Annotated in this window: 24 protein-coding genes; 14 read left to right on the forward strand and 10 right to left on the reverse strand. The window is 73.6% G+C overall.

All coding sequences use genetic code 11. The features are described from left to right. Positions 1-17: 17 nt before the first annotated feature. Complete coding sequence (locus tag ACVJ1F_RS08970; protein WP_123571320.1) at positions 18-1,547, reverse strand: CitMHS family transporter; 1,530 nt, start codon at positions 1,545-1,547, stop codon at positions 18-20. 295 nt (positions 1,548-1,842) lie between these two features. On the opposite strand from ACVJ1F_RS08970, the gene ACVJ1F_RS08975 reads away from it, so the two are divergent. Further along, on the forward strand, positions 1,843-3,834 hold the full coding sequence (locus ACVJ1F_RS08975; protein WP_456885677.1) for an ATP-binding protein: 1,992 nt from the start codon (positions 1,843-1,845) through the stop codon (positions 3,832-3,834). Next, positions 3,831-4,568: a response regulator gene (locus ACVJ1F_RS08980; protein WP_456885678.1), complete on the forward strand. Its 738-nt coding sequence runs from the start codon at positions 3,831-3,833 to the stop codon at positions 4,566-4,568. Before ACVJ1F_RS08975 ends, ACVJ1F_RS08980 begins: the two co-directional genes overlap by 4 nt. A 188-nt stretch (positions 4,569-4,756) precedes the next feature. Here the strand turns inward: ACVJ1F_RS08980 and ACVJ1F_RS08985 are convergent, their stop codons facing one another. The 5 genes from ACVJ1F_RS08985 to ACVJ1F_RS09005 form a co-directional block, all read right to left on the reverse strand. Further along, on the reverse strand, positions 4,757-5,290 hold the full coding sequence (locus ACVJ1F_RS08985; RefSeq protein WP_456885680.1) for a hypothetical protein: 534 nt from the start codon (positions 5,288-5,290) through the stop codon (positions 4,757-4,759). A gap of 9 nt (positions 5,291-5,299) precedes the next feature. Then, positions 5,300-5,731, reverse strand: coding sequence for a hypothetical protein (locus ACVJ1F_RS08990; RefSeq protein ID WP_402752784.1), 432 nt, complete (start codon positions 5,729-5,731; stop codon positions 5,300-5,302). 122 nt (positions 5,732-5,853) lie between these two features. Beyond that, on the reverse strand, positions 5,854-7,749 hold the full coding sequence (locus ACVJ1F_RS08995) for a WXG100 family type VII secretion target (protein WP_456885681.1): 1,896 nt from the start codon (positions 7,747-7,749) through the stop codon (positions 5,854-5,856). Next, positions 7,746-8,120 (reverse strand): DUF6507 family protein, encoded by a 375-nt coding sequence (locus ACVJ1F_RS09000; RefSeq protein WP_456885683.1) that lies wholly within the window; start codon positions 8,118-8,120, stop codon positions 7,746-7,748. The genes ACVJ1F_RS08995 and ACVJ1F_RS09000 overlap by 4 nt, the downstream gene beginning before the upstream one ends. 91 nt (positions 8,121-8,211) lie before the next feature. Further along, on the reverse strand, positions 8,212-8,487 hold the full coding sequence (locus tag ACVJ1F_RS09005) for a hypothetical protein (RefSeq protein ID WP_456885684.1): 276 nt from the start codon (positions 8,485-8,487) through the stop codon (positions 8,212-8,214). A 193-nt stretch (positions 8,488-8,680) separates the two neighbouring features. On the opposite strand from ACVJ1F_RS09005, the gene ACVJ1F_RS09010 reads away from it, so the two are divergent. The 12 genes from ACVJ1F_RS09010 (at position 8,681) to ACVJ1F_RS09065 (ending at position 19,641) form a co-directional block, all read left to right on the forward strand. After that, the gene (locus tag ACVJ1F_RS09010) at positions 8,681-9,028 is read left to right on the forward strand and encodes a flagellar basal body rod protein FlgB (protein WP_055975153.1); all 348 of its coding nucleotides are present in this window, start codon (positions 8,681-8,683) and stop codon (positions 9,026-9,028) included. Beyond that, positions 9,025-9,420 (forward strand): flagellar basal body rod protein FlgC, encoded by a 396-nt coding sequence (locus ACVJ1F_RS09015; RefSeq protein WP_043596823.1) that lies wholly within the window; start codon positions 9,025-9,027, stop codon positions 9,418-9,420. Before ACVJ1F_RS09010 ends, ACVJ1F_RS09015 begins: the two co-directional genes overlap by 4 nt. Next, a complete protein-coding gene (gene fliE / locus ACVJ1F_RS09020) occupies positions 9,420-9,776 on the forward strand; it encodes a flagellar hook-basal body complex protein FliE (RefSeq protein WP_123571316.1) in 357 nt (118 codons plus the stop codon). The genes ACVJ1F_RS09015 and fliE overlap by 1 nt, the downstream gene beginning before the upstream one ends. Then, entirely contained in the window at positions 9,776-11,467 is a 1,692-nt protein-coding gene (fliF, locus tag ACVJ1F_RS09025; RefSeq protein ID WP_456885686.1) for a flagellar basal-body MS-ring/collar protein FliF, read from the forward strand. The genes fliE and fliF overlap by 1 nt, the downstream gene beginning before the upstream one ends. Next, positions 11,464-12,519 (forward strand): flagellar motor switch protein FliG, encoded by a 1,056-nt coding sequence (fliG, locus tag ACVJ1F_RS09030; RefSeq protein ID WP_456885688.1) that lies wholly within the window; start codon positions 11,464-11,466, stop codon positions 12,517-12,519. The genes fliF and fliG overlap by 4 nt, the downstream gene beginning before the upstream one ends. A 128-nt stretch (positions 12,520-12,647) precedes the next feature. After that, complete coding sequence (locus tag ACVJ1F_RS09035) at positions 12,648-13,397, forward strand: FliH/SctL family protein (RefSeq protein ID WP_456885690.1); 750 nt, start codon at positions 12,648-12,650, stop codon at positions 13,395-13,397. A 62-nt stretch (positions 13,398-13,459) separates the two neighbouring features. Then, positions 13,460-14,818 (forward strand): FliI/YscN family ATPase, encoded by a 1,359-nt coding sequence (locus tag ACVJ1F_RS09040; protein WP_173154884.1) that lies wholly within the window; start codon positions 13,460-13,462, stop codon positions 14,816-14,818. After that, positions 14,818-15,276, forward strand: coding sequence for a flagellar export protein FliJ (locus tag ACVJ1F_RS09045; RefSeq protein WP_402752780.1), 459 nt, complete (start codon positions 14,818-14,820; stop codon positions 15,274-15,276). The genes ACVJ1F_RS09040 and ACVJ1F_RS09045 overlap by 1 nt, the downstream gene beginning before the upstream one ends. Next, entirely contained in the window at positions 15,273-16,040 is a 768-nt protein-coding gene (locus tag ACVJ1F_RS09050; protein ID WP_456885692.1) for a C40 family peptidase, read from the forward strand. The genes ACVJ1F_RS09045 and ACVJ1F_RS09050 overlap by 4 nt, the downstream gene beginning before the upstream one ends. After that, complete coding sequence (locus tag ACVJ1F_RS09055) at positions 16,037-17,854, forward strand: flagellar hook-length control protein FliK (protein ID WP_456885694.1); 1,818 nt, start codon at positions 16,037-16,039, stop codon at positions 17,852-17,854. Before ACVJ1F_RS09050 ends, ACVJ1F_RS09055 begins: the two co-directional genes overlap by 4 nt. Positions 17,855-17,866: 12 nt before the next feature. Next, the gene (locus ACVJ1F_RS09060) at positions 17,867-18,313 is read left to right on the forward strand and encodes a flagellar hook assembly protein FlgD (RefSeq protein WP_052505459.1); all 447 of its coding nucleotides are present in this window, start codon (positions 17,867-17,869) and stop codon (positions 18,311-18,313) included. Positions 18,314-18,471: 158 nt separating this feature from the next. Continuing rightward, positions 18,472-19,641 (forward strand): flagellar hook protein FlgE, encoded by a 1,170-nt coding sequence (locus ACVJ1F_RS09065; RefSeq protein ID WP_056043669.1) that lies wholly within the window; start codon positions 18,472-18,474, stop codon positions 19,639-19,641. A gap of 168 nt (positions 19,642-19,809) precedes the next feature. Here the strand turns inward: ACVJ1F_RS09065 and ACVJ1F_RS09070 are convergent, their stop codons facing one another. From ACVJ1F_RS09070 to ACVJ1F_RS09085, 4 genes are all read right to left on the reverse strand, one after another. Continuing rightward, the gene (locus ACVJ1F_RS09070) at positions 19,810-21,180 is read right to left on the reverse strand and encodes a reverse transcriptase family protein (RefSeq protein WP_456885697.1); all 1,371 of its coding nucleotides are present in this window, start codon (positions 21,178-21,180) and stop codon (positions 19,810-19,812) included. Between the two features lie 443 nt (positions 21,181-21,623). Continuing rightward, positions 21,624-21,893, reverse strand: a complete 270-nt coding sequence (locus ACVJ1F_RS09075) for a DUF4190 domain-containing protein (RefSeq protein ID WP_056043661.1) — start codon at positions 21,891-21,893, stop codon at positions 21,624-21,626. A 113-nt stretch (positions 21,894-22,006) separates the two neighbouring features. Continuing rightward, complete coding sequence (locus tag ACVJ1F_RS09080) at positions 22,007-22,771, reverse strand: YitT family protein (protein WP_456885907.1); 765 nt, start codon at positions 22,769-22,771, stop codon at positions 22,007-22,009. Positions 22,772-23,009: 238 nt separating this feature from the next. Continuing rightward, positions 23,010-23,600 (reverse strand): hypothetical protein, encoded by a 591-nt coding sequence (locus ACVJ1F_RS09085; RefSeq protein ID WP_456885699.1) that lies wholly within the window; start codon positions 23,598-23,600, stop codon positions 23,010-23,012. Positions 23,601-23,659: the final 59 nt, after the last annotated feature.

The following is a 23,659-nucleotide window of genomic DNA, read 5'->3' on the forward strand; positions in this document are numbered from 1 at the left end:
ACCCCGGCCGGGTGGCCTCAGCCGAAGGGGATGACCCCGACGACGACGGCGACCACGAGCATGACGACCGAGACGACGGCCGCCCGCCAGAGCACCTTCTTGTGGTGGTCGCCGAGGTTGACGTTCGCCAGGCTGACCAGCAGCAGGATCGCCGGCACGAGCGGGCTCTGCAGGTGCACGGGCTGGCCGATCACCGAGGCGCGGGCCATCTCGACCGGTTCGATGCCGAACGCCGCGGCGCTCTGGGCGAGCACGGGCAGGATGCCGAAGTAGAAGGCGTCGTTGCTCATGAAGAAGGTGAGCGGCAGGCTGAGCAGTCCCGTGATGACGGCCAGGTACGGACCCAGTTCGTTCGGGATCACCTGCACGAGCCACTGCGCCATCGCGTCGACCATGCCCGTGCCGTTGAGCACGCCGATCAGCACGCCGGCGGCGAAGACCATCGAGACGACGCCCACGATGCTCGGCGCGTGGGCGACGATCTCGGCCGACTGCTGCTTGACCTTCGGGAAGTTGATCAGCAGCGCGACCGCGACGCCCACCATGAACACGTAGGCCAGGGGGAAGAGGTCGAGCACGAGCAGCACCATCACCACGACGGTCAGCGCGAAGTTGAACCAGATCAGCCCGGGGCGCAGGGTCTCGCGGGTGGGGTCGAGCATCGTGTCGGCCATCGTGCCGGTCAGGGGCGTGCCGTTCTCGCTGGCGCCGCTGCCGCCGGGGTTGTCGACCGCGCGCTCGCCGGGGGCGTCCGCGCGGCTGCCGTCGGCGCGACCGCCGCGCAGGCCCAGGGCGACCGTGGGGCTGGTGAACATCGAGACCCCGACGCCGGCCTTGCCCGGTCCGCCCCCACGGGCGGCCGTGGCCAGCTCGCGCGACAGGGGGGACATCTTCTCGGCCGCGGCGGCGAGCACCGAGCCGCCGAGCTCGACGGTGCCGAGGCGGCGGCGCTCGCGCAGGCCCATGAGCCAGGCGAAGGCGAACACGATGACCAGGCCGACGATCAGCGACGGCACGAGGGGCACGAAGATGTCGGACGGTGCGACGTTAAGTGCGGCGGCGGCCCGCACCGTCGGCCCGCCCCACGGGACGATGTTGAGCGTGCCGTTGGCGAGGCCGGCCACGCAGGTCAGCACGACCGGGCTCATGCCGAGCTTCAGGTAGATCGGCAGCATGGCGGCGGTCGTCACGATGAAGGTGGTCGACCCGTCGCCGTCGAGCGAGACGGCCCCGGCCAGCAGGGCCGTGCCGAGCACGATCTTCGCGGGGTCGTTGCCGGTGACGCGGAGGATGAACCGTACGAGCGGGTCGAACAGCCCGACGTCGATCATCAGCCCGAAGTACATGATCGCGAACATCAGCAGCGCCGCGGTCGGGGCCAGGTCGCCGATCGCCTCGATCACCATGTCGCCGATGCCGAGGCCGGCCCCCGCGAACAGGCCGAAGATGGTCGGCACCATGATCAGGGCGAGCATCGGCGAGAGCCGCTTGGTCATGATCAGCACCATGAAGGTGGCGATCATCAGATAACCGAGGATGACGAGCATCAGGACTCCTTCGTCCGGTTCGTGTGTCCGGGCACGCTAGCCGCGCCTCCCGAGCCGCGTCGCGCTTGTGCGCATTGGCCGACTATCGCGCGTTGGCACCGTTCTGCGCGTTCTGCTCACGCCCGGCCTGCCCCCCCGACCCCGACCCCACCCCGGCTTGGCACCGCGTTTCGTGCACCACACCGTGCCTAGACGAGGTGCGATGCACGGGACGCGGTGCGGCGCGTGCGCGAGGGCTGGGCGGGGCCGCGAGGAGGCGCGGGTCGCGTCGGCCGCGCCGGGTACCCTGGCGGGCGTGACCGACGACAGCTCACCACGGGGACGCCGCACGCCGGCGAGCCGTCGGGCGGGTGCGCGATGCGGGTCGGGGCAGGGGGCGGCGCCGCGCCTCCGGAAGCGGCGTTTCGCGACCGAGGTGCTGTTGCTCCAGCTCACCGTCGTCACCGCCATCGTGCTGTTGACCAGTGCCGTCTTCGCGACGATCGCCGTCCAGCGCCTGGCGCGGGAGGCCGAGTCGACCGCGCTCGCCGTGGCGCAGAGCGTCGCGAGCGACACCGACGTCCGGGAGCAGGTCGCCCTGCTGAGCGTCGACGGCACCGAGATCGACCAGGAGGCGCTGGCCCGGGGAGCCCTGCAGCGCACCGCGGTCGCGGCCCAGCAGCGCACCGGGGCGCTCTTCGTCGTCGTGACCGACGATCGCGGGGTGCGGCTGGCCCACCCGGACCCCTCCCGCATCGGCGAGCGGGTGAGCACCAGCCCCGACGCCGCCCTGCGAGGGGAGGAGGTCGTCGCCTGGGAGCGCGGCACGCTCGGCGACTCGGCCCGCGCGAAGGTGCCGATCTACGCTCCGGACGTCGCGGTCGGCGCGGCGTCGGTGGCCTCCGGGTCGGCGGCGGACGTCGTCGGCGAGGTCAGCGTCGGGTACGCGCCGACCCGGGTCTACGACACCCTCGTGCAGGACGCCCTGCCCGTCGTCGGGGTGGCCGTGCTCGCCCTCGCGCTCGGCGTCGTCGCGTCGGTGCTGATCCGTCGGCGGCTCGACCGCGCCACCCTCGGGCTGCAGCCCGAGGAGCTGTCGAGCCTCGTGCAGAACCAGCAGGCCGTGCTCGGCGGGGTCGGCGAGGGGGTGCTGGCGGTGTCCGGCGACGGCGTCGTGACGGTGTGCAACGACCAGGCCGCGCGACTGCTGGGGGTCGACGCATCGACCGCCGTGGGGAGGCCGCTCGCCGGGCTCGGCCTGCCCGAGGGGCTCGTCGCGCTGCTCGGTGCGAGCAGGCCGAGCGGGCCGCGCGACGTCGTCGACCAGGCGTCGGCCGGCACCTCGGCGGGCACCCCGGCCGACACCACGCTCGTGGTCGGCCACCACGTGCTGCTCGTCGACGTGCGTCCGGTGTCGCGCGACGGGGTCGACCTGGGCCGGGTCGCGGTGGTGCGCGACCGCACGGCCGTCGAGGCCCTGACCCGCCGGCTCGACGCCGTCGGCGCGATGACCACGGCCCTCCGCGCGCAGCGACACGAGTTCGCCAACCGGCTGCACGCCCTGTCGGGGATGCTCGAGCTCGGCCGCGCCGAGCAGGCCCGCGCCTACCTCGCCGACGTCCTCGACCACGGGCCGTTGCGCTACCCGGTCGCCCACGCCGACCGGCTGACCGAGCCGTACCTGCAGGCGTTCCTCGGGGCGAAGGGCGTCGAGGCGGCCGAGCGGGGCGTCCTGCTGAAGCTCGGGCCCGAGACGCTCGTGACGGGGTCGGTCGTCGAGCCCGGCGACGTGACGACCGTCCTGGGCAACCTGGTCGACAACGCTGTCCGGGCGGCCGTCGCCGGACGGGTCACGCCCGCCTGGATCGAGGTCGAGGTGCTCGACGACGGCACCGACCTGCACCTGTCGGTGATGGACTCGGGCGACGGCGTCGCCGACGTGGACCAGCTGTTCGACCGTGGGCCACACGGTGCCGACGACGAGCCCGACCCCGCACGCGTGCACGGCCTGGGGTTCGGGCTGCCGCTCTCCCGGGACATCGCCCGACGCCGCGGCGGCGACGTCTGGCTCGGCTCGCCGGGCGGTGGCGGGCACGGCGCCGTGTTCTGCGCGAGGCTCGTGGGCGCGGTCTCGCGCGAGGCGGTGGCGACGGGCGAGGCGGTGGTGACGGGCGCGTCCGGGCCGGCCCGCGCCTCCTCGTCCCATGGCGGCGACGACCCGCGACCGCCCGGCGTCGGCACGCCCGCCGGCAGCGCCCCCGCCCCCGGACCGCCCGCCCCCGACACCCCCGAGAGGACCACCCCGTGACGACCGAACTCACCGTGCTCGTGGTCGACGACGACTTCTACGTCGCCGACCTGCACCGCCGCCAGGTCGAGCAGCTGCCCGGCCTGCGGGCATTGCCGGCCGTCGGCACGGTCGCCGAGGTGCGCCGCGTCCTCGCCGAACGGCACGTCGACCTGCTGCTGCTCGACGTCCACCTGCCCGACGGCAGCGGGCTCGACCTGCTGCGCGAGGTCGACGTCGACGCGTTCGTGCTCAGCGCCGCGTCGGACGCCACGACCGTGCGGCGGGCCCTGCGGCGCGGGGCGCTGGGCTACCTGATCAAACCGTTCGCGTCGGGCACGCTGGTCGACCGGCTGCGCGCCTACCAGCGGTACCGCAACGTGCTCGACGAGCGGACGGCCGTCGACCAGGAGGCGCTCGAACGGGCCCTGCGCATCCTCCATTCCGGCGACGCGGCGAAGGCGGCCTCGCCGTCGCGGTCGGCCACCGAGCAGGCGGTGCTCGAGCAGTTCGGCGCCGAGGCGGATGCGGACGCCGCGGACGCCGACACCGAGGTCGGGGCCGGGGCCGGGGCCGGGGCCGGGGCCGGCGTCGGGCCGCTCGAACTGTCGGCGGCCGACGTCGCCGCCCGGGTCGGGGTCTCGCGGGCCACGGCGCAGCGGTACCTCGCGGCGCTCGCCGCCGACGGTCTCGTCACGATGAAGCTCAGCTACGGCACCACCGGCCGCCCCGAGCACCGCTACTCGCGCCCCTGACCCGACCCGCGCCTCCTGCTCGTCGCCCGCTCGCTCGTCCGCCTGCTCGCCACCGCGTCGCACCGCCCACTGAACATCGCACCGCCCACGTCGGCGGTGCGACGTCCAGTCGGCGGTGCGATGCGCCACCCGCTCGTCGGTGCGCCACTCGCTCGTCGGGGCGGGCCGCCGAGGAGGCGCGGGCCGGCTCAGTCGGAGGGGCCGGTCTCGACCGTCGGTCCGACGACGCCGAGCAGGACGTAGTTCTGCCCGGGGGACGCACCGTTGTCACCGGCCTGCACGGTCAGCTCGAAGCCGTCGTAGCGGTCCTCGTCCGAGGTCAACGTGACCCAGCGGCCTCCCGCGTTCGACGTCTCCCGGTCGAGACCCACCGTCCAGCCGTCCGCGACGCGGGCGTCGATCACGGACTCGGCGACGTCGAGCTGAGGCGCATCGGCCACGAGGTCGACGTACCGCAGCACCCGCCACTCCTGGATGCTGCCGTCGGCGTCGCTTGCGGAGCCGCCGATCGCCGCCGCGCCGTCCTCCTGGGCCTCGACACCCACCACGAGCGTCGGGTCGACCTGGGCCTGGAGGCCGTCGATCAGTTCCGTGGCGACCGTGCCGGTCTCCCCGATGGACAGTCCGTCGTCCGCGTTGCGAAGGCCGGTCGTGCCGGTGCTGCACGCGGTGAGGAGGGCGATGCCCAGCGCCGGGAGGCAGAGCGCTCGTCGATCACCCACGGGGGCGCCTCACTCTGGGGCGCCGCCGTCGGTCTCGACGACCGGACCGTTCACCTGCACGTCGATGAGGCGGCTGAGGGAACTGTCGGGTCCGCCCTGGAGGGTCACGGTGTAGGGCTCGTCCGCACCCTCACCGGGTCCGGTCACGATCCGCCGTGAGCCGCTCGGCGTGGTGTCGTCCTCGAAGACGGTGAAGCCGTCGGCGACGAGGGCGTCGACCAGCGCTGCCGTCGTCGCGTCCCGTGAGGCACCCGGGACGAGCACGACGGAATGCGCGACGGTCCACTGTCGGATGCTGCTGTCCGGGTCGTTCGGCGTGCCGGCCACACCGGCGTCGCCGTCCTCGAACACCTCGACGCTCTCGACGACGGCCGGGTCGACGAGCGCGACCACCCGGTCGACGAGGTCGTTGGCACGTCGGCCGGTCTCTTCGATGGACATGGTCGGTCCTTCCGTGGGTGTCTCGAGGGCATCGTCGGGTGGTGTCGTGCCGCACGCGGTCAGGGCGAGGACGAGTCCCGTGACCGCCAGGGCTCGCCAGGGCGCAGCCATTCGCCGCCGACTCATCGTTCCTCGAGTTCGTCGACATGTCGGGGCGGCGACATCTCGCCGCGTTCCACCAAGGGGAGCTCGTCCTCCGGCGTGAAGATGTACCGGTCGCGGACGTCGAGGTCGGCGGGGTAGGGCACCACGTCACCACCCGACATCACTCCGAAGACCTGGTCGTAGACCGTCGACGCTCCGTGCTCGCCTCGCGCCCAGACGGAGTGACCGGTGAGGGGGCCGCTGCTGGCGCCCTCCTCGGCGCTCAGCCACCCCGTCTCGAGGCGCGTGACCCCGTCGGCCCCGATCGGGCTCGCTCCGTGGCCCATCGGCACGTCTAAAGGGTCGGCGTTCTGACCCTGGATCAGGCCCACGATCTTGTCGCGCGGTGCCAGAAGGGCGTAGTGGGGTGAATCCTTCGTCTCGGGGAACTCGTCGATGCCCGTGACGTCGTGGCCCAGTCCTGCTCCCGAGACGTAGACGACCCGATCGGACGACATGCCCGCTTTCTCGGCCAGCCCCACGACGGCGCTGCCGTAGCTGTACCCGATGGTGGTGCGGGTGGTCGTCGGCGCGACGGGCAGAGAGTCCACGGCTCTCGCGAGCCGCGGAGCGAGGTCCACGCTGGCGGCCGGGAAAACGGCCTGGGCGTCTTGGGGGAAATGGCCTCCCTGCCAGGCGAGCACGCCCACGTGCTCACGATCGCGCGACACGAGTTCCTCGGCCACGTTCGTCGTGTCGGAGAAGGCCGACATCTTGCTGTTCGTCCCCGGCACGTACGTCGCGACGCTCGTGGTCTCGGGAGGTATCGATCCGTCCTCGGCGAGGAACCCCACGTATTCGGCGATCGCCTCCCGGGAGGGGTCGAAGACGATCACCTGGTGGCCCGTCCGCGTCACGACGCCACCCGTCGTCGGGTCGTAGCTCTTCACCGTCTCGGTCAGAAGATCGTCGTAGAGGTCGAGCTCTCGCTTCCAGAGGTCGTACCGTGTCCGTTCCTCGTCGTCGACCTCGGCAGGCTTCGCGGCGATGAGCCGTCGCAGGCGCTCGCTCTCGGACCGCAGGCCGTTGTGGTTCGCCTCGATGCGGCGGTTCCACGGCACCCCGTCCAGGTTGCCGACCAGGAGGGAGGCGCTCGACACCATCAGCGCCTGCGTGGCGGGGTCGACGCCGTTCCACCAGGCCTCGGTGGCCTCGGCCGACGGCGGTGCGTCGATGAGCTGGTGCATGCGCTCCTCGTTGTCGGCGACCCAGGCGTCGAGCTCGTCGCGGTCCATGGCCGCGAGCCGCTCGAGCGTCGTCATCGCCGCGGCGTCGACCTTCGCGTCGAACGTGGTCACCACCGTCTGCCAGGCGCCCGGGCGAGCGATCGCTGCCGCCTGGGCGTCGTCCACCGCGCCCAGCCCGCTGCCCGTGCCTCCGGACACGGCCCCGATCGCGCCGGCGCAGTCGCGTTCGGCGTCGAGGATGGCCGACGTGATGCCGGACGCCGCCCGGCGCAGGGACTGGTCGCGGGCCACGAACTCGGGGTTCGACGTCCACGACTCGGACCCGTTGCCGTCCTCGCCGTGCCAGGTCGCGACCTCGATGCCGAACTCTCCGACGTCGGTGTACAGCCGGTCGCGCAGGACCTTGAGCGGGGCGAGCGCATCGGCGTAGGCGGTGAGGGCGTCGGCGATCTGCTCGATGGACGTCGCCAGGTCGTCGCCCGCGACGCGCACCGGAGCGACCGCCCCGAACAGCACGCCCTGTTCGGGCGCCTCGTAGACGCCACCGAGACCCTGCCAGTGCGCCTCGACGTCCGCGCCCGCCGACCGCAGCGGCTCGGCGGTCGCCCGCAGGGACGTCGCCGCCGATTCGACGGCGGCGGGGTCGTCGGCCATCGGTTCGACGTCGGCCGTCGTGATGTAGCTCATCGGACCCTCCAGACACCGTGTTCGACGCCCGCAGGAGGCGCGCTCCGGTTCCACGCGTCGACGGCCGAGGCGCGGGTGGTCGCGTTCGCCGCCATCTCCTCATCGCCGTCGAGGTAGGCGGTCGTGGCATCGCTCGCCCCACCGATCGCCCGGCGGACGGTCGCGGCCATGCGGTCGGCGACGTCCTCGCGCTCGTCCACGGCGGATCGCAGCGCCGCCGAGACGGTCGGTGCGGACACGGTGGCCACGGCCGACGCCGAGGCGACGTCGAACGCCGACCCCGCCGCGGTCAGGGCTTCCCCGTCGGTCGCGACCGAGGCGAGAACCGCCCGTACCCCGTCGACCGAGATGCTCCACGACGTCATCGTCATCCCCCCTGGATGCTCTGTTGTCCGCCCACTGCCCCGAGCGCTGCCCGTTCATCGTGCCACAGAGCCCCGGCGGACGACACCGAGGGGAGCGTCAGTCCACGAACCACCAGAGCGACGCGATCTCGGCGGGCTGCCGCTGGAGGCCGATCCACAGACCGACCGGCCACAGGAGCAGGGGCAGCACGACCCCGACCGCGACCACCGCGACCACGAGGGCGAGGAACACGAGTCCGACCGCGGCACCGACCGACCGGCGACCCAGAGCGGCCTCCGCGGCCGCCTCGTCGTCGTCCACGACGATCTCCTCGTCCGGGTCGGCAGCGTGCTCGTCCCCGAGGCCCAGCAGCCGTCGACCGTCCTCGTCCATGCGCGCGCCTCCGTCCCCCCGGTCCTGGGCGCGACGCTAGCAGCAGGGGGGCGCCCGCCCCCAGTACGGGGCAGCCGCCTGCGCACCGCTTACGTCGCCCCGCGCCCCGCCGATAGAGCGCCGTGAGCACGGATCGCTCGCACACCGGCCACGGATCGGCCCCTCGCACTCCATCGACCCCACCGGGACAGGCATGCCACTCGAATCCGTGACGCAAGCGGCGCTGCAGAGCGCCCTCGACGGTCTCTCGCTGCGTCAGAAGACGATCGCCGCGAACATCGCGAACGTCAACACCCCGAACTACACCGCCAAGCGGGTGCAGTTCGAGGAGGCGCTGGGCCGGTCGGTCGCGTCCGGCAGCGGAGCGGTCCAGGCGTCCACGTCGCGCAGCCTCGAGCCGACGCGTCTCGACGGCAACAACGTGAACCTCGACACCGAGACCCTGTCGAACGTCGACACCGTGCTGCGGTACCAGTTCGCCACGCAGGCCATGAACTCCGAGCTGACGGCCGTGCGCGCCGCGTTCCGGACGAACTCGTGACCGCCTTCGACGCGATCGGCATCGCGAGCACCGGCCTGACCGTGCACCGCAAGTGGCTCGACGCCGTGTCGGACAACATCGCCAACGTCAACACCGTCAAGTCGATGGACGACACCGCCTTCCAGGCCCGCTACGTCGAGGTGCAGGAGGGCGCCGGCACGTCCGGCGTCTTCGTCAAGGCCGACCGCTACGGCAGCGAGGCCGGCCGCGTCACGTACCTCCCGGACCACCCGCTGGCCGACGCCGAGGGGTACGTGCGCATGCCCGACATCGACCTCGGCGCCCAGATGGGCGACCTGATCATGGCGCAGCGTGGCTATCAGGCCAACGCCGCCGTGGTCGACCGTGCCAAGACGGCCTACGAGGCCGCACTCCAGATCGGACGTGGCTGATGCCCATCGCAGGAATCCAGGCCCTCGGGGCCGTGCAACAGACCGGCTTCGCCGACGTGGGCTCGCTCATGGGGGCCGGCGGTGCGTCCGACGTGACGGGCGTGGCCGGCGCGACCGGCGCCTCCTCGGCCTCGGGCGCGACCTTCGGCGCGACCATGACCGGAGCCGTCGAGGGGCTGCAGCAGCTGCAGTCCGAGGCGAAGACCCTCGCGGTCAAGGCCGTCACCGGTGACCTGACCGACATCCACGACGCGACCATCGCGGCGACGCGTGCCCAGGTCACGCTCGAGCTGGTCAGCGCCGTCCGCAACAAGGGCGTCGACGCCTTCAACGAGATCATGAGGATGCAGGCCTGATGCCGAACGCCGTCAAGGGCCAGCTCGCCAAGCTCGGTGCCGCCCTCCAGAGCTTCACGGTCGCGCAGCGCACGATCGCCGTCATCCTGGTCGCCGCCCTCGTGCTCGGCGTCGTCGCGCTCGTCAGCTGGCTGGGCAAGCCCACCTACACGCCTCTGTTCAGCGGCATCGACCCGACCGACGCGAGCGCCATCGTCGAACTGCTGCAGACCGACGGCGTGCCGTACGAGCTGACCGCGGGCGGCGGCACGATCCTCGTGCCCGAGAACGTCGTCTACGACGAGCGCCTCAAGGCCGCGGCCGCGGGGCTGCCCGCCGCGAGCTCGGGCGGCGGCTACTCGCTGCTCGACACCATGGGCGTCACCTCGTCCGAGTTCCAGCAGAACGTCACCTACAAGCGTGCGATCGAGGGCGAGCTCGCCAACACGATCAAGGCGATGGACGGCGTCAAGAACGCCAGCGTGCAGCTCGCGATCCCCGAGGAGTCGGTGTTCGTCGCCGAGCAGCGCGACCCGACCGCCTCGGTGTTCGTCGAGACCCAGGCCGGTGCGACGCTGGACTCCAAGCAGGTGCAGGCCATCGTCAACCTGACCAGCGCCTCCGTCGACGGCATGAAGGCGACCGACGTCGCCGTCACCGACGCCTCGGGCACGGTGCTCTCGGCCGTCGGCAGCGGAGCGGTCGGAGGCGCGGACGGCGACGCGAGCGACTACGAGTCCAAGGTCCAGGCCTCGGTCCAGGCCATGCTCGACAAGATGGTCGGTCCCGGCAACTCGTCCGTCGTGGTGGCCGCCGACCTCGACCAGAGCTCGGGCACCAAGGTGACCGAGTCGTTCTCGCAGCCGACCTCGGGGCCGATCGCCCTGAACGAGTCGGGCACCACCGAGCAGTACGGCTCCGGGGCGAACGGGGCGAACGGCACCGGTGCGACCGGCGTTCTCGGCCCCGACAACATCGCGGTGCCCAACGGCACGGCGGCCGACGGCACGACCGCCGCGGGCACCGGCGCCGACGGGGGCTACACCAACGAGTCGACCACCAAGAACAACGCCGTCGACAAGGTCACCGAGAGCCTCAACGTCCCGGCCGGCGAGGTCAGCCGCCAGACGGTGTCGGTCGCGCTGAACTCGGCCGCGGCCAACGGGGTCAACATGCAGAGCGTCCGCGACCTCGTCGGTGCCGCCGCCGGCATCGACGCCGCCCGCGGCGACACCGTCCAGGTCGCGCAGGTCGACTTCGACACCTCGGCCGCGGACGCCGCCGCCGAGGCGCTCAAGGCCGCCGACGCGGCGAGTGCCAGCGAGGCGATGTGGGGCACCATCCGCACGGTCGGCATCGTCGCGGCCATCGCGGTCGCCGCCATCGTGGGGCTCATCGTGTTCGCCCGTCGCAGCCGTCGCCAGGACCGCGAGGACGTCGACCTCGGCGAGCTCTCCCCGCAGAACGGCGCCCAGACCTGGGACGCCACGATGCCGCTGTCGCTCGACGACGCCGTCGCCACCTCGCGTCTGACCCTGCCCGGCATGGGCGAGCCGAAGACCGAGCTGCTCGAGGTCGACGCCCCGACGCCGTCGCCCGAGTTCGTCTCGGCCGAGCGCCGCCGGGCCGAGATCGACGCGATGGCCGAGCGCGACCCGGGCAAGACCGCCGAGCTGCTCCGCGGCCTGATGGACGACCGGCAGCCCGCATGAGCCTCGTCCCCACCACCTTCGGCGCCCCCACGGTCCCCGGGGTCGGCAAGCCGTTGACCGGCCCGCAGAAGGTCGCGGTCATCCTGATGCAGATGGACCAGGCCCGCGCGGCCGCGGTCATGAAGGAGTTCAGCGAGGTCGAGGCCGAGGAGATCGCGGCCGAGATCGTCCGCCTGCGTCGCGTCGACCCCGCGCTCGCCGAGGCCACCGTGGCCGAGTTCCACGACCTCAGCGTCAGCGGCCGCTACCAGCGCCGCGGCGGCCACGACGTCGCCGTCGGTCTGCTCGAGGCGTCGTTCGGTTCCGAGCGTGCCGCCGGCGTCATGGAGCGCATGGCCTCCAACATGGCCGGCAAGTCGTTCGAGTTCCTCGACGAGGCCGAGGCCGGTCAGGTCGTGGCGCTCCTCGACGGCGAGCTGCCGCAGACCATCGCCCTGGTGCTCGCGCACCTCAGGCCACAGCAGGGTTCCGCCGTGATGTCGGGCCTCGACGTCGAGCTGCGCGCCGACGTGGCCCAGGCCATCGCGACGATGGGCACGGCCACCCCCGAGTCGGTCGGCATCGTCGCGGCCACCCTCAAGGTGCGGGCCGGCGCCGTCGTCGCCCCACGGGACCAGGTCGAGGTCGTCGGGGGCATCCAGCCGCTGATCGAGATCCTCAACCGCAGCGACGTGGCGACCGAGAAGGCGCTGCTCGAGGGCCTCGACGAACGCGACCCCGAGCTGGCCGAGGAGGTGCGCTCGCGCATGCTCACCTTCGAGGACATCGTCAAGCTCGAGTCGCGCGACATCCAGCAGGTGCTGCGCGGCATCGACGCGGCGATCCTCGCCACGGCGATGAAGGGCGCGCCGGCGGCGGTCACCGAGGTCATCCGCGGCAACGTCTCCGAGCGCAACCGCGAACTGCTGGACGACGAGCTGCAGTCGATGGGTCCGGTCCGCAAGTCGCAGATCGAGGAGGCGCGGGCGTCGGTCGTGCGCGCCATCCGCGAACTCGAGGCGATGGGCGCGATCACCATGCACCGCTCGGACGACGACGCCCTCGTCGAGTAGCCCGGCCCCCCTTCGGGGCAAGGGCTAACGCCGTCCCGGCCGAGGCCGAGAGTCGCCGGTGAGCACGGATGGCTCACCCACCCCAGGCCACGGATCGGCCGTCACCCCCAACGCCGAACGGCCCTGTGATGCTCGATTCCGTGATGACCCCCGAGGGCGCCGCCCCGGCCTTCGCGCGCGTCAGCTACCCGTCCGTCACGCTGCCGGGGTCCGACGCCGCCACCACGCGACGGGCGCACGACGCCCGGGCCGAGGCCCGGGGGCACGCCGCCGGGTACGCCGCCGGCCTCCGCGCGGCCGAGCTCGAACTCGCCGCCCGCCGGGCCGTCCTCGAGGCCGAGCACTCCGACCTGCTGCACCGCCTCCAGGCCGCGACCGTCTCGGCCGTCGAGGCCCTCGCCTCGTCGGCGCGAGCGCTCGACGCCCGCGTCGCGCCCGTCCTGGACGACGCCGAGGAGGCGCTGGTCGCGACCGCCTTCGAGCTCGCCGAGGCGGTCCTCGGCTACGAACTGCGCGCCTCCGAGTCCGTCCATGACGGCCCGCACGGGGCCGACGCCACCGCCCGGGGCGCCGCCGACACGGTCGACCCCCGCGAGGGACGGACCGCCCGTGCGGCCGTCGCCCGCGCCCTCGCCGTGACCGACCCCGGCGACGTCGTGACGGTCCGCCTCCACCCCGCCGACCTCGCCCAACTCGACGCGGCGACCCGCGACTCCGTGGCCGCCGAGGTGGCCTTCGTCGCCGACGCGACCCTGGCCCGCGGCGACGCCGAGGCCGAGCGTCGCATCGGCCAGGTCGACGCCCGCCTCGGCACCGGGCTCGACCGGGCGCGGACGGCCCTGCTCGGGGACCCGGCGTCGGACGGGGGCGCCTCGTGACCCTCACCGCGCCTCCTGCCCTCGTGCCGACGGGTGCCGTCGTCGACGGCGGGCGTCCGCGCGTGCCGGCCGTCCTCGCGCCCCGTCTCGCCGCCGCCCGCGTCGCGGCCCGTCCGCAGCGCGTGGGCCGGGTCAGCTCGGCCGTGGGCCTCGGCCTCACCGTGCAGGGCCTCGACGCGGCCGTCGGCGAGATCGTCGCCGTCGGCGACGCGACCGCGACGTCCGGGGGCACCGCCGCCGGTTCGGACCTCGCCGAGGTCGTCGCGACCACGCCCGACGGCGTGCGCTGCATGCCGCTCGGCCGTCTGACCGGCATCACGACCGGCACGCCCGTCCGGTCGACCGGACGTCCGCTGCTCGTCCCCACCGGCACCGGCCTGTTCGGCCGCGTGCTCGACGGCCTCGGCCGGCCGATCGACGGCAAGGGTCCGCTCGTCGGTGCCGACGGGGGCCGCGTCGACCTCGTGCCGCTCGACCACGAGACCCCGTCCGCCATGCACCGCGCGCGCATCGACACGCCCCTGCAGCTCGGCGTGCGCGTGCTCGACACCCTGACCACGGTCGGCAAGGGGCAGCGCGTCGGCCTGTTCGCCGGCTCGGGCGTCGGCAAGTCGTCCCTGCTGTCGATGATCGCCCGCGGCTCGGACGCCCAGGTCAGCGTGATCGCCCTGGTCGGCGAGCGCGGCCGCGAGGTGCGGGAGTTCCTCGAGGACGACCTCGGGCCCGAGGGCCTCGCCCGCTCGATCGTCGTCGTCTCGACCAGCGACGAGCCCGCCCTGATGCGCCTCCGGGCCGCCTTCGTCGCGACCCGCATCGCCGAGTCGTTCCGCGACCAGGGCGCCGACGTCGTGCTGATGATGGACTCGCTCACCCGCGTGGCGATGGCCCAGCGCGAGATCGGCCTGTCGGTCGGCGAACCGCCGGCGACCCGCGGCTACCCGCCGTCGACGTTCTCGGTGCTGGCCGGTCTGCTCGAACGAGCGGGGACCGACCGCATCGGCTCGGTCACCGGGCTCTACACGGTGCTGGTCGACGGCGACGACCACAACGAGCCCATCGCCGACGCGGCCCGCAGCATCCTCGACGGGCACGTCGTGCTCGACCGCAAGCTGGCCGTGACCGGGCACTTCCCGTCGGTCGACGCGCTCGGCTCGGTCTCGCGCGTCGCCTCGAAGGTGACCAGCCCGCCGCAGCGCGCCGCCGCGACGACGCTGCGCAAGGTGATGGCCGCCCGCCGGGCCGCGCAGGACCTGCTCGACGTCGGTGCGTACCAGCGCGGCACGAACCCGCTCGTCGACGCGGCGGTCGACCACCAGGGCGCCATCGACGCGTTCCTGCAGCAGGGCATGGACGACCGGGCGGCCTCGGCCGACTCGTGGAACGCCCTGGCCTCGCTCACCTCGCGGTTCGGAGCGATCTGATGGCGCGCCCGTTCTCGCTGCTCGGCCTGCTGCGGCTGCGCCACGCCCAGCAGGACCAGGCCGGTGCCGTCCTCGCCGAGGCCAACGACCGTCTGCGCGAGGCCGCCGACGAGCGCGTGCGCGCCAAGCGCACCCTGGCCGACGAGCCGTCCGAGGTCACCGACGCGGCCATGCTGAGCGCACTGGCGGCCTCGCGGGCCTCGTCGCGCGGCATGCTCGCCGAGCTCGACGCCGTCACCCAGCGCCGTCAGGCCGACGCCGACGCCGCCCAGGCCGCCTTCAACGAGGCCCGTCGTGCGGCGATCGGCCTCGAGAAGCTCGAGCACAAGCACGCGGTGGCCGAGGCGGCCGCCGACCTGCGCGACGAGCAGATCGCCCTCGACGAGATCGCCTCGCGCCCCCGACCCGACGGCTCGCCGTCCGGCACCGACCCCGAGAACCCAGGAGGCGCGGCGTGAGTCCCGTGACCGAGGTCCTGTCCCGCATCCAGGACATCCAGGCGACCATCGCCCAGCTGCGCGCCGGCACCACCGGTGCGACGTCCGCGACGGCCACCGCCGCGTCCGCGACGTCGGCCACGGCCTTCGCCGACGCGCTCGCCGGCACGTCCGGCACGGGGGCGACGGCGACCAGCGCCTCCGTGGACGCCGTGGCCGGGTCGGTCGCGAGCGGCAGCGGAGCCGACGGCTCGGACGTGGTCGAGGCCGCGAAGAAGTACCTCGGCGTGCCGTACGTGTTCGGCGGCGAGGACCGGACCGGCATGGACTGCTCGGGCCTCGTGCAGACCGTGTTCGGGGACCTCGGCGTCAGCATGCCGCGGGTCGTGCCCGACCAGGCGAAGATGGGCGCCGAGGTGCCCTCGCTCGCCGAGGCGAAGCCCGGCGACCTGCTCGTGCCGAAGGGCGAGGGCCACATCGTGATCTACCTCGGCGACGGCAAGGTGCTGCACGCACCCCGCCCGGGCAAGGACGTCCAGATCGTCGACAACTGGTACAAGGACTCCGACCTCAGCACGATCCGGCGCATCGTCCCGGCCGAGGGCGCGACGGGTGCCGCCTCGGCGTCGTCCGCCTCGGCGTCGTCCGCCTCGTCCGCGTTGTCGAGCCTGTCGGGCTTGTCGGGTCTCTCCGGTGCCGCCGGTGCGTCGGGCGCATCCTCGTCGGGGACCGACCTGATGACCGCGGCCCTGCAGAAGCTGATGAGCGCGGGGGTGGCCTCGTGACCCTGTCCCGCACCCTGCCGTTCGCGCCTCCTGCCCTGTCCGATGCGTCGTCGCTCCGCCCTTCCGCGGGGTCGCGGGGCCCGGGGGCCGGCACCGCCCGTGACGCCGACCGCGCGGCCACCGGCTTCGGTGCCGCCATGCGCGACGAGGGCTCCTCGACGCGAGACGCCAACCGGAACGCCTCCGTCGCGTCTCCTCCTGCCCCCACCCCGGCTCCGGCGTCCGCCTCGGCCGTGACCGGGTCGTCGTCGCTCGACGCCCCGTCCGTCGTCCCATGGCGCTGGCCCCTCGCCGAGGCGACCTCGGCACCGACCGCCCCGGTCGACGAGTCCGACACCGCGACCACCACGACCGAGGCCGCCCCGACGACCGACGGCACCCCCGCCGTGCCGGGCGCCGTGCCGAGCGACGCGTCCGTCGACGCGTCGGTGGCCGGGGGCTCCGTACCGGTCGAGGTCGCGACGTCGGCCGCCCCGGCCGAGACGGTCGCCGCCGCCCTCGCCGCTCTGCTGCGGCCCTCCGCCCTCACCGCTCCGGTGCGCGTCGCGTCGCCGGCCGCCGGTGGCGCCGGGGCCGAGCCGCTCGACCCCGCGCGCGACGGATCGGCGCCCGATCCGTCCGCTGCCTCCGCCGCCGCTCTCGCTCCGACGGCACCGGCTGTGCCGACGGCACCGGCTGTGCCGACGGCACCGGCTGTGCCGGCAGCACCGGCGGTGCAGGCAGCGGCAGCCCCCGCCGCAGCCCTCGCCGTGACCGCCGTCTCGACCGTGCAGCCCGCGTCCGCTCCGGCCCCGGGGCCCGTCGGCACGTCCGCCACCGCGGCGAGCCCCGCGGCCGCCGGCGCGGGTGTGCCCGTCGCGCCCGGCGAGCCGACGCCGTCCGCTCCCGGTGGTGCGGCCCGCGCCGAGTCGGCCGCCGGTCCCGACACGGCCGCCGTCGTCGGCGACTCGGCCCGGAACGGTTCGCCGATGCGGGCGCCCGCTCCCACCCCCGTCCCGGCAGCGGTCGACCGCCCCCTCGCGCCGGCCGCCCTCGTGGTGCCCGGCACGCCCGGTCCGTCGAGCGCGACGACCGGCGCGCCGTCCGCACCGTCCGCGACGCCCTCCGCTGCTCCTCCGGCCGGAGCCTCCGCCCCCGCGGCCTCCGCGGCGACGCCCGCGGCGTCCACCTCCGCACCCACCCCGGCACCCACGACCACCGACCCGATGGTGTTCGCCGCCCCCGCGGTCGGCGCGACGTTCCCCGTCGCCGCGACCGCCGCCTCCTCGTCCGCGACCCCGTCGCCGGTCGCCACCCCGCCGGCCCCGTTGACCTCGCAGCTCTCCCGGCCCCTGTTCACGCTCGCCGCGGCGGGCCCCGGGGTGCACGTCGTCACAGTCGACGTCGCCCCCGAGGCGCTGGGCCCGGTCACCGTCCGGGCCCACGTCTCGGCGCACGGCACGCACGTCGAGATGTTCGCCGCGTCGGACGCCGGCCGTGACGCCGTGCGGGCGATCCTCGGCGACCTGCGCCGCGACCTCGCGACGGCCGCCTCCACGACCGCGGGAGGCGCGGGTCACCAGACCAGCGTCGACCTCTCGTCCCAGGACCAGCCGTCCGACGGCCGGGGTGACCGCTCCGGTCAGCTCGGCTCGACCGGGGCGCAGGCCGGTGCCGACGGAGGCGCCGGGCGACGGGCCCGTGACGCCGCCGAGGCGCGCGGCACCACCGGCCGCGCGCCGCGCGACGGAACCGACCCCCTCGACGCGACGGGCGCGGTCGACCGTGCCCGCGCCTCCTCGTCCCTCTCGACGTCCCTCGACGTCCTGGCCTGAACCGGAGACCCCATGCCCTCGATCGACCAGATATCGGGAACCGTCGACGTCGCGACCCAGATCGCCGCCGCCAACGCCGCGAAGAGCGGCTCGAGCCGTGCGACGGCGAACACGATGGACAGCGAGATGTTCATGAAGCTGCTCGTCACGCAGCTGAAGAACCAGGACCCGTCGACCCCGATGGACACCAACGCCATGATGTCGCAGACCACCCAGCTGGCGATGATGGAGCAGGTCACCGCGCAGACGACGACGGCCAACGAGAACTTCTCGCTGCAGATGCGCATCGCCGCCTCGAACCTGGTCGGCCGCGAGGTCAGCTACACGGGACCCGACGGCGTCGAGGTGAAGGGCACCGCGACGAGCGTGTCGTTCGCCGAGGCCGTCCCCAAGGTCTCGGTCGGCGGGAAGGAGGTCGCGTTGGATCTCATCTCGGGCATCGCCACCACGAAGGCGTGACACGCGTCCCCGACGCGCACCCCGCAGCACCACCGGCACCACCCGCACGACCCGCACGACCCGCACCACCCCTCGAACCACACCGGGAGCAGGACGCGACCGGCACCACCCGCGCAGGACGCGCCTCCAGATCTCTCCCCAGCTGAAAGGCAGCACCCATGCTCCGCTCCCTCTACTCCGGCATCTCGGGCCTCCGCTCGCACCAGACGATGCTCGACGTCACCGGCAACAACATCGCCAACGTCAACACCGCCGGCTTCAAGTCGTCGACCACCCAGTTCCAGGACACGCTGTCGCAGATCACGCAGGGCGCCGGCGGCCCGCAGACCGGCATCGGCGGCACGAACCCCGCCCAGATCGGCCTCGGCGTGCAGGTCGCCGGCATCTCGACGAACTTCGCCCAGGGGTCGGCGCAGGCCACGGGCAAGGCGACCGACCTGATGATCTCGGGCGACGGCTTCTTCGTCACCCGCCTCGGCAACGACACCGTCTACACCCGCTCGGGCGCCTTCGACTTCGACGCCGACGGCCGTCTCGTGTCGTCCGACGGGAAGATCGTGCAGGGCTACTCGGCCACGAACGGCGTCATCAACGACGGAGGCGCGCTCGGCGACATCACGCTGCCCCTGAACGCGGCGGCCCCCGCGACGGCGACCTCGAGCGCCACGGTCGGCGGCAACCTGCCGAGCGAGTCGGCGGTCGGCGACAAGATCGTCCGCGACACCAAGGTGTTCGACGCCAACGGCCTCGAGCGCACCCTGACGCTCACCTTCACCCGCACGACGGCCGGCTGGGACGCCTCCGCGACCGACGGCAACGGCGGCGCCACGGCCTCGCTGGCCTTCGCCGACGGCAAGCAGGCGGGCGCGGCGTCGCTGCGACTCAACGGCGTCACCGTCGACCTGTCCGGCATCACCGGGTTCGCGGCGCTCAACACGACGTCGATCACCGAGCAGAACGGCCGTGCGGCCGGCACGCTGCAGGGCTTCTCGCTGTCGAAGGACGGCACGCTCATGGGCCAGTTCAGCAACGGTTCGACGGTCGGCCTCGGCCGCGTCGTCCTCGCGACCTTCACGAACCCCGGCGGCCTCGAGAAGGAGGGCAACTCGGGCTACCGTGCCACCGCCAACTCGGGTGCCGCGACCGTCGGCGCCCCCGGCTCGCCCGGCATCGGCTCGCTGTCCAGCGGTTCCCTCGAGATGTCGAACGTCGACCTGTCGCAGGAGTTCACCAACCTGATCGTCGCCCAGCGCGGCTTCCAGGCCAACGCCCGCATCATCACCACCTCGGACGAGGTGCTGCAGGAGCTCACCAACCTCAAGCGCTAGTCCGCTGCTGCCCGCGGCTGCCGCGGCAGCCGCGGCACCCTTCGCACCGCGTTCCGTGCACCACACCCGATCTCGTCGCGGTGCGGTGCACGGAACGCGGTGCGTTCGTCGTCAGGAGGCGCGGTGTCGGTCAGGAGGCGCGGTGTCGGTCCGGAGGCGCGGTGCCGGTCACCGGGGGACGCGCGCGAAGGCGGCGCGCAGCCGGGCCCCGCGCCCGGGGTTCAGCTGCTCGACCCAGCCGATGCGCCCCCAGAGCTGGGCCGCGAAGTCCGGGTGTCCGGCCCGGTTCTGTGCCTCGAGCCCAGTGGTGGCGGCGTTGTGCAGCACGGCCCGCAGCCGGTCGTACTCGGAGCGCATCGTGTTCGTGCCCGCGTTGACCACCACGCCGGTGACGACCTGTCGCGTGGCCGCTCCGCGCACCCGGGTCTTCGTCGGGTTCAGCAGGTGTCCCTCGTCGCCGACGATGCGTCCGACGCCCCGCACGAACGCGTCGGCCCGCCCCGCCAGCGTGCCGTCGCCGCTGAACGCCAGGTCGTCGGCGTACCGCGTGTAGGTCGCTCCCGCGGCCCGGGCGTAGCCGGCGAGCCGCGAGTCGAGCCTCCGGACCGCCACGTTCGCGAGGGTCGGCGAGGTCGGCGCCCCCTGGGCGAGGTGGGCGGCCGAGAGCGCGTGACGCAGGGCGAACCGCTGCTCGGGGCTGCCGCCCGGCGGCATGCGCGACAGCACGCCCGGCGGCACGGAGGTCGTGCAGAGCCCGGTGAGCACGTGGGCGACGGCGTCCGGCAGGCCCTCGCGGCGCAGCGCGCCGAACACCTGCCCGGCGGTGACCCGGGCGAAGAACGAGGTCAGGTCGAGGGCGATGACGACCTCTCGGCCGACGTGCCGTCGGGCGCCGGTGACGGCGCTGCGCCCCGGGACGAAGCCGTGCGCCGCGTCGTGCAGCGGCACCGCCGCCAGCACCTCGTCGAGCACGACGCGTTGCAGGTCGCGCAGGCGGAACCCTGGCACCTCGAGCAGCCGCGGCGTGCGTCCGGGCCGTGCCCGCCACTCGTACCGGTGGTGCTGCAGCGGACCTCGCTCGATCCGGCGGTTCCACCGGCCGGGGTCGGCGAACCAGTCGAGCTCGCCCACGGTCAGGTGCAGCAGTCGGGCGACGTCGGCCACGGTGCCCAGACGCAGGAGGCGCGGGTCGGCCGAGCGCGCCTCCTGCGTCACGGGCACGTGGTGGACGATGCGCAGGGGCCGGCCGCGCCTCCCGGCCTCGGCCACCGCCTCGGTGAAGGCCGGATCACGGCGGATGAGGGCGGTGAGCGTGCGGGGGTCGTCGTGCGGTGCCCGGGGCAGGGCGCGGACGAGGTCGCGGGCGAGGGGACGCCAGAACCTTGCCGGTCCGTCGACGGCCTCGCCTGCGGCGGCGGCCAGTGCGCCCACGGTCCACTCGGCCGCGAGCAGGGCGTCGGCGAGGGCGGTCGCGACGGCATCGGGGCCCGGGTCGGGCTCGCGGGCGCCCACGGCGGACGCGGGGGAGTGGGCGGTCACCCGGTGGTCGTCCGACCGCCGGCCGCGCGGGTCGCGGTCGGGTGCCGCCGGGGCGGGTGCGGAGTTCGTGTCGGGGGTGACCCGCCTGCGTCCGCGGCGGGTGCGGTGGGGTGGCTGCGGCGGTGCCTCGGCGACTCGTGCATCGGTGCGGGCCGCGAGCCGCGCGGAGCGCGGTCACCGGCCTGCGGAGCGGTGCCGTGGTCGATCTGCGTGCCCCGGGGTGGCCCCGGAGAGGACGGCACAGCGCGTGTGCCCTCCACCTCGCCGAGACACCGTCGCATGCCCACACGCTAACGGCGACCCCCGACGACCGCGATCCCCCGCAGGGCTGAGCCCCCCGGCGCGATGAGGGCTACGGGCCGCCGACGCGAAGGAGGCGCGGTGCCTGCCCTGCAGACACCGCGCCTCCTGTGCTCCCCGGCTCGTGCGCCGGGCCGATAGACCTAGTAGGTCTGGACCGACGCCATGCCGGCGCTGAACGCCGAGATGCCGATGATGATGCCGCCGACGAGGAAGACGGCGCTGAGGATCACGCCGGCCAGGGCGAGGCCGTGGCCGCGCTCGCCGGTCTTCTTGATCTGCGACAGGGCGATCAGGCTGACGATGAGGCCGGCGAGGCTGAAGACGAAGGCCAGGATGAACCCGACGATCGCGAGGACGTTGTAGCCCGCGGCGGTGCCGGCGGACTGGGGCATGGCGGTGTTGTTGGACATGGGGCTCCTAGGTGGTGTGACGTCCGGGGACGTGCAAGAAGAAAGTGACCGCTTCGAGACGAGAATGCCTCAAACAGACCGGTCGTGCACGGAAGTCTGGCAGAAAGGTGTGATCACGTGTGTCCGACGTACCGACCGGCCTTGTGGTTCATCGCGAGCACGAGGTTCAACACGACGGCGCCGAGGGCCGAGAGCAGCACGATCCACGGCGAGACCACGGTCAGCGAGGTCAGCACGATGACCACGTCGAAGCCCATCTGGACGTAGCCGGCGCGCAGCCCGGCGCGTTCCTGCAGCACCAGGGCGAGGATGTTGATCCCGCCGAGGCTGGCCCCGTGCCGGAAGAGGATGAGCAGGCCGACGCCGACGAGCAGGTTGCCCGCGAGGGTGCCGTAGATCGGGTCGATGCCGTCGATGTCGAACATCAGCGGGTGCAGGTACGAGAAGGCGGACAGCATGACGACGGTCAACACCGTGCGCAGGGTGAACGGCCAACCCTTCTTCCACACGGCGAGCGCGAAGAACGGCACGTTGACGAGGACGAACAGCACGCCGAAGGTCCAGCCCGTGGCGTAGCTGGTGAGCAGGGCGAGACCGGCCGTGCCGCCCGACACGGCCCCGCTCGTCTTCAGCAGGAAGAGTCCGAACGAGGCGAGGAAGACACCGGTCACGACGCCCATCACGTTCTCGGCGAGCGTGTGTTTGTTGACGTCGACGGTCTCGATCGAGCCGGTCAGGGCCGGGTCGTCGATGCCGTGACGGGCGGGGGCTGCGGCGTCCGGGGTCGCGGCGTCCGGCAGGCCCGCGGGGGAGGACTCGGGGGCGGGCCCGTCGTCGCTGCCGACGGCGTTCCGCTCGGAGCTCGCGGCGCGGGACATGCTCGCGGTCGGGGTGGGGGAGGAGGTGCGGGTGACGTCGTCGGCGCGGGCGGCGGGGGTGGTGCCGGGGCGCGACTCGTCGAGGGGTTCGTGGGTCACCGGCACATCCTGCCAGCCCCCTGTTTCGCGCACGTGACGCGCCGCGCGCCCGCTTGTCAGCCTGCCGCACCGTCGAGTGGACGTGACGCCGCCGCATGCCGCGGTGTCTCGTCCACACGGCGGTGTCCTTCCGGAGCGATCAGGCCGCGCCGCTCATCACCATGGCGATCGGCACGACGACGGCGATCAGACCGGCGACCGCCACGAGGGTGCAGAGCACCGGACGGCGGGTCGTCAGCGGGATGACACCTGGCACGATGGCGGCGGCCTTCTTGCCCGAGAAGACCTGATCGGCCGGCATGATCGTGAGTCGTGCGTGCTGGGCGATCTCGAGCAGTTGTCCTCCGGGCCAGTTGGCCTCGGTGAGGACGAGTCGGCGGCCCGTGCCGTCCCGGACGGCGAGGTATCCGAGCGTCTGCACGCCCTGGTTGAGCATGCAGAGGATGCCCCGGTGGTCGCCGTCCAGGGCGACGGTCGTCGTGCGTCCCCAGCGCCGACGGGCGACCGCCGTGCCCGAGATCGAGAGGGTCGTCGTCCGAAGGTAGATCCCCAGGCCCACGGCCATCACGACCACCCCCGCCACGAGGTAGGGCAGGGCGGAGACGCCCATCCGGTTGATGCACACGAGGAAGGCGAGGGGGACGAGGAACACCCTGGCCTTGGCCTTCGACCAGAAGTGCGACCACGTGGGCCGGTAGGTGACGGGGGTGCTGAGGGGAGTGGTGGTCATCGTTCTTCTCTCCGGTCGGACGAGGCGTGGGGGCTGCCCTGCCGGTCGGAGCGCGTCGC

Source organism: Frigoribacterium sp. 2355, assembly GCF_054060695.1.

Coding starts and splice junctions, on each gene's coding strand:
- ACVJ1F_RS09085 (WP_456885699.1), bottom strand. CDS start 23,600: ATGACCACCACTCCCCTCAGCACCCCCGTCACCTACCGGCCCACGTGG.
- ACVJ1F_RS09000 (WP_456885683.1), bottom strand. CDS start 8,120: ATGACGATGACGTCGTGGAGCATCTCGGTCGACGGGGTACGGGCGGTT.
- ACVJ1F_RS09005 (WP_456885684.1), bottom strand. CDS start 8,487: ATGGACGAGGACGGTCGACGGCTGCTGGGCCTCGGGGACGAGCACGCT.
- fliE (WP_123571316.1), top strand. CDS start 9,420: ATGCCCATCGCAGGAATCCAGGCCCTCGGGGCCGTGCAACAGACCGGC.
- ACVJ1F_RS09065 (WP_056043669.1), top strand. CDS start 18,472: ATGCTCCGCTCCCTCTACTCCGGCATCTCGGGCCTCCGCTCGCACCAG.
- ACVJ1F_RS09010 (WP_055975153.1), top strand. CDS start 8,681: ATGCCACTCGAATCCGTGACGCAAGCGGCGCTGCAGAGCGCCCTCGAC.
- ACVJ1F_RS09080 (WP_456885907.1), bottom strand. CDS start 22,771: ATGTCCCGCGCCGCGAGCTCCGAGCGGAACGCCGTCGGCAGCGACGAC.
- ACVJ1F_RS09075 (WP_056043661.1), bottom strand. CDS start 21,893: ATGTCCAACAACACCGCCATGCCCCAGTCCGCCGGCACCGCCGCGGGC.
- ACVJ1F_RS09045 (WP_402752780.1), top strand. CDS start 14,818: ATGGCGCGCCCGTTCTCGCTGCTCGGCCTGCTGCGGCTGCGCCACGCC.
- ACVJ1F_RS08995 (WP_456885681.1), bottom strand. CDS start 7,749: ATGAGCTACATCACGACGGCCGACGTCGAACCGATGGCCGACGACCCC.
- fliF (WP_456885686.1), top strand. CDS start 9,776: ATGCCGAACGCCGTCAAGGGCCAGCTCGCCAAGCTCGGTGCCGCCCTC.
- ACVJ1F_RS09035 (WP_456885690.1), top strand. CDS start 12,648: ATGCTCGATTCCGTGATGACCCCCGAGGGCGCCGCCCCGGCCTTCGCG.
- ACVJ1F_RS08990 (WP_402752784.1), bottom strand. CDS start 5,731: ATGTCCATCGAAGAGACCGGCCGACGTGCCAACGACCTCGTCGACCGG.
- ACVJ1F_RS08970 (WP_123571320.1), bottom strand. CDS start 1,547: ATGCTCGTCATCCTCGGTTATCTGATGATCGCCACCTTCATGGTGCTG.
- fliG (WP_456885688.1), top strand. CDS start 11,464: ATGAGCCTCGTCCCCACCACCTTCGGCGCCCCCACGGTCCCCGGGGTC.
- ACVJ1F_RS09060 (WP_052505459.1), top strand. CDS start 17,867: ATGCCCTCGATCGACCAGATATCGGGAACCGTCGACGTCGCGACCCAG.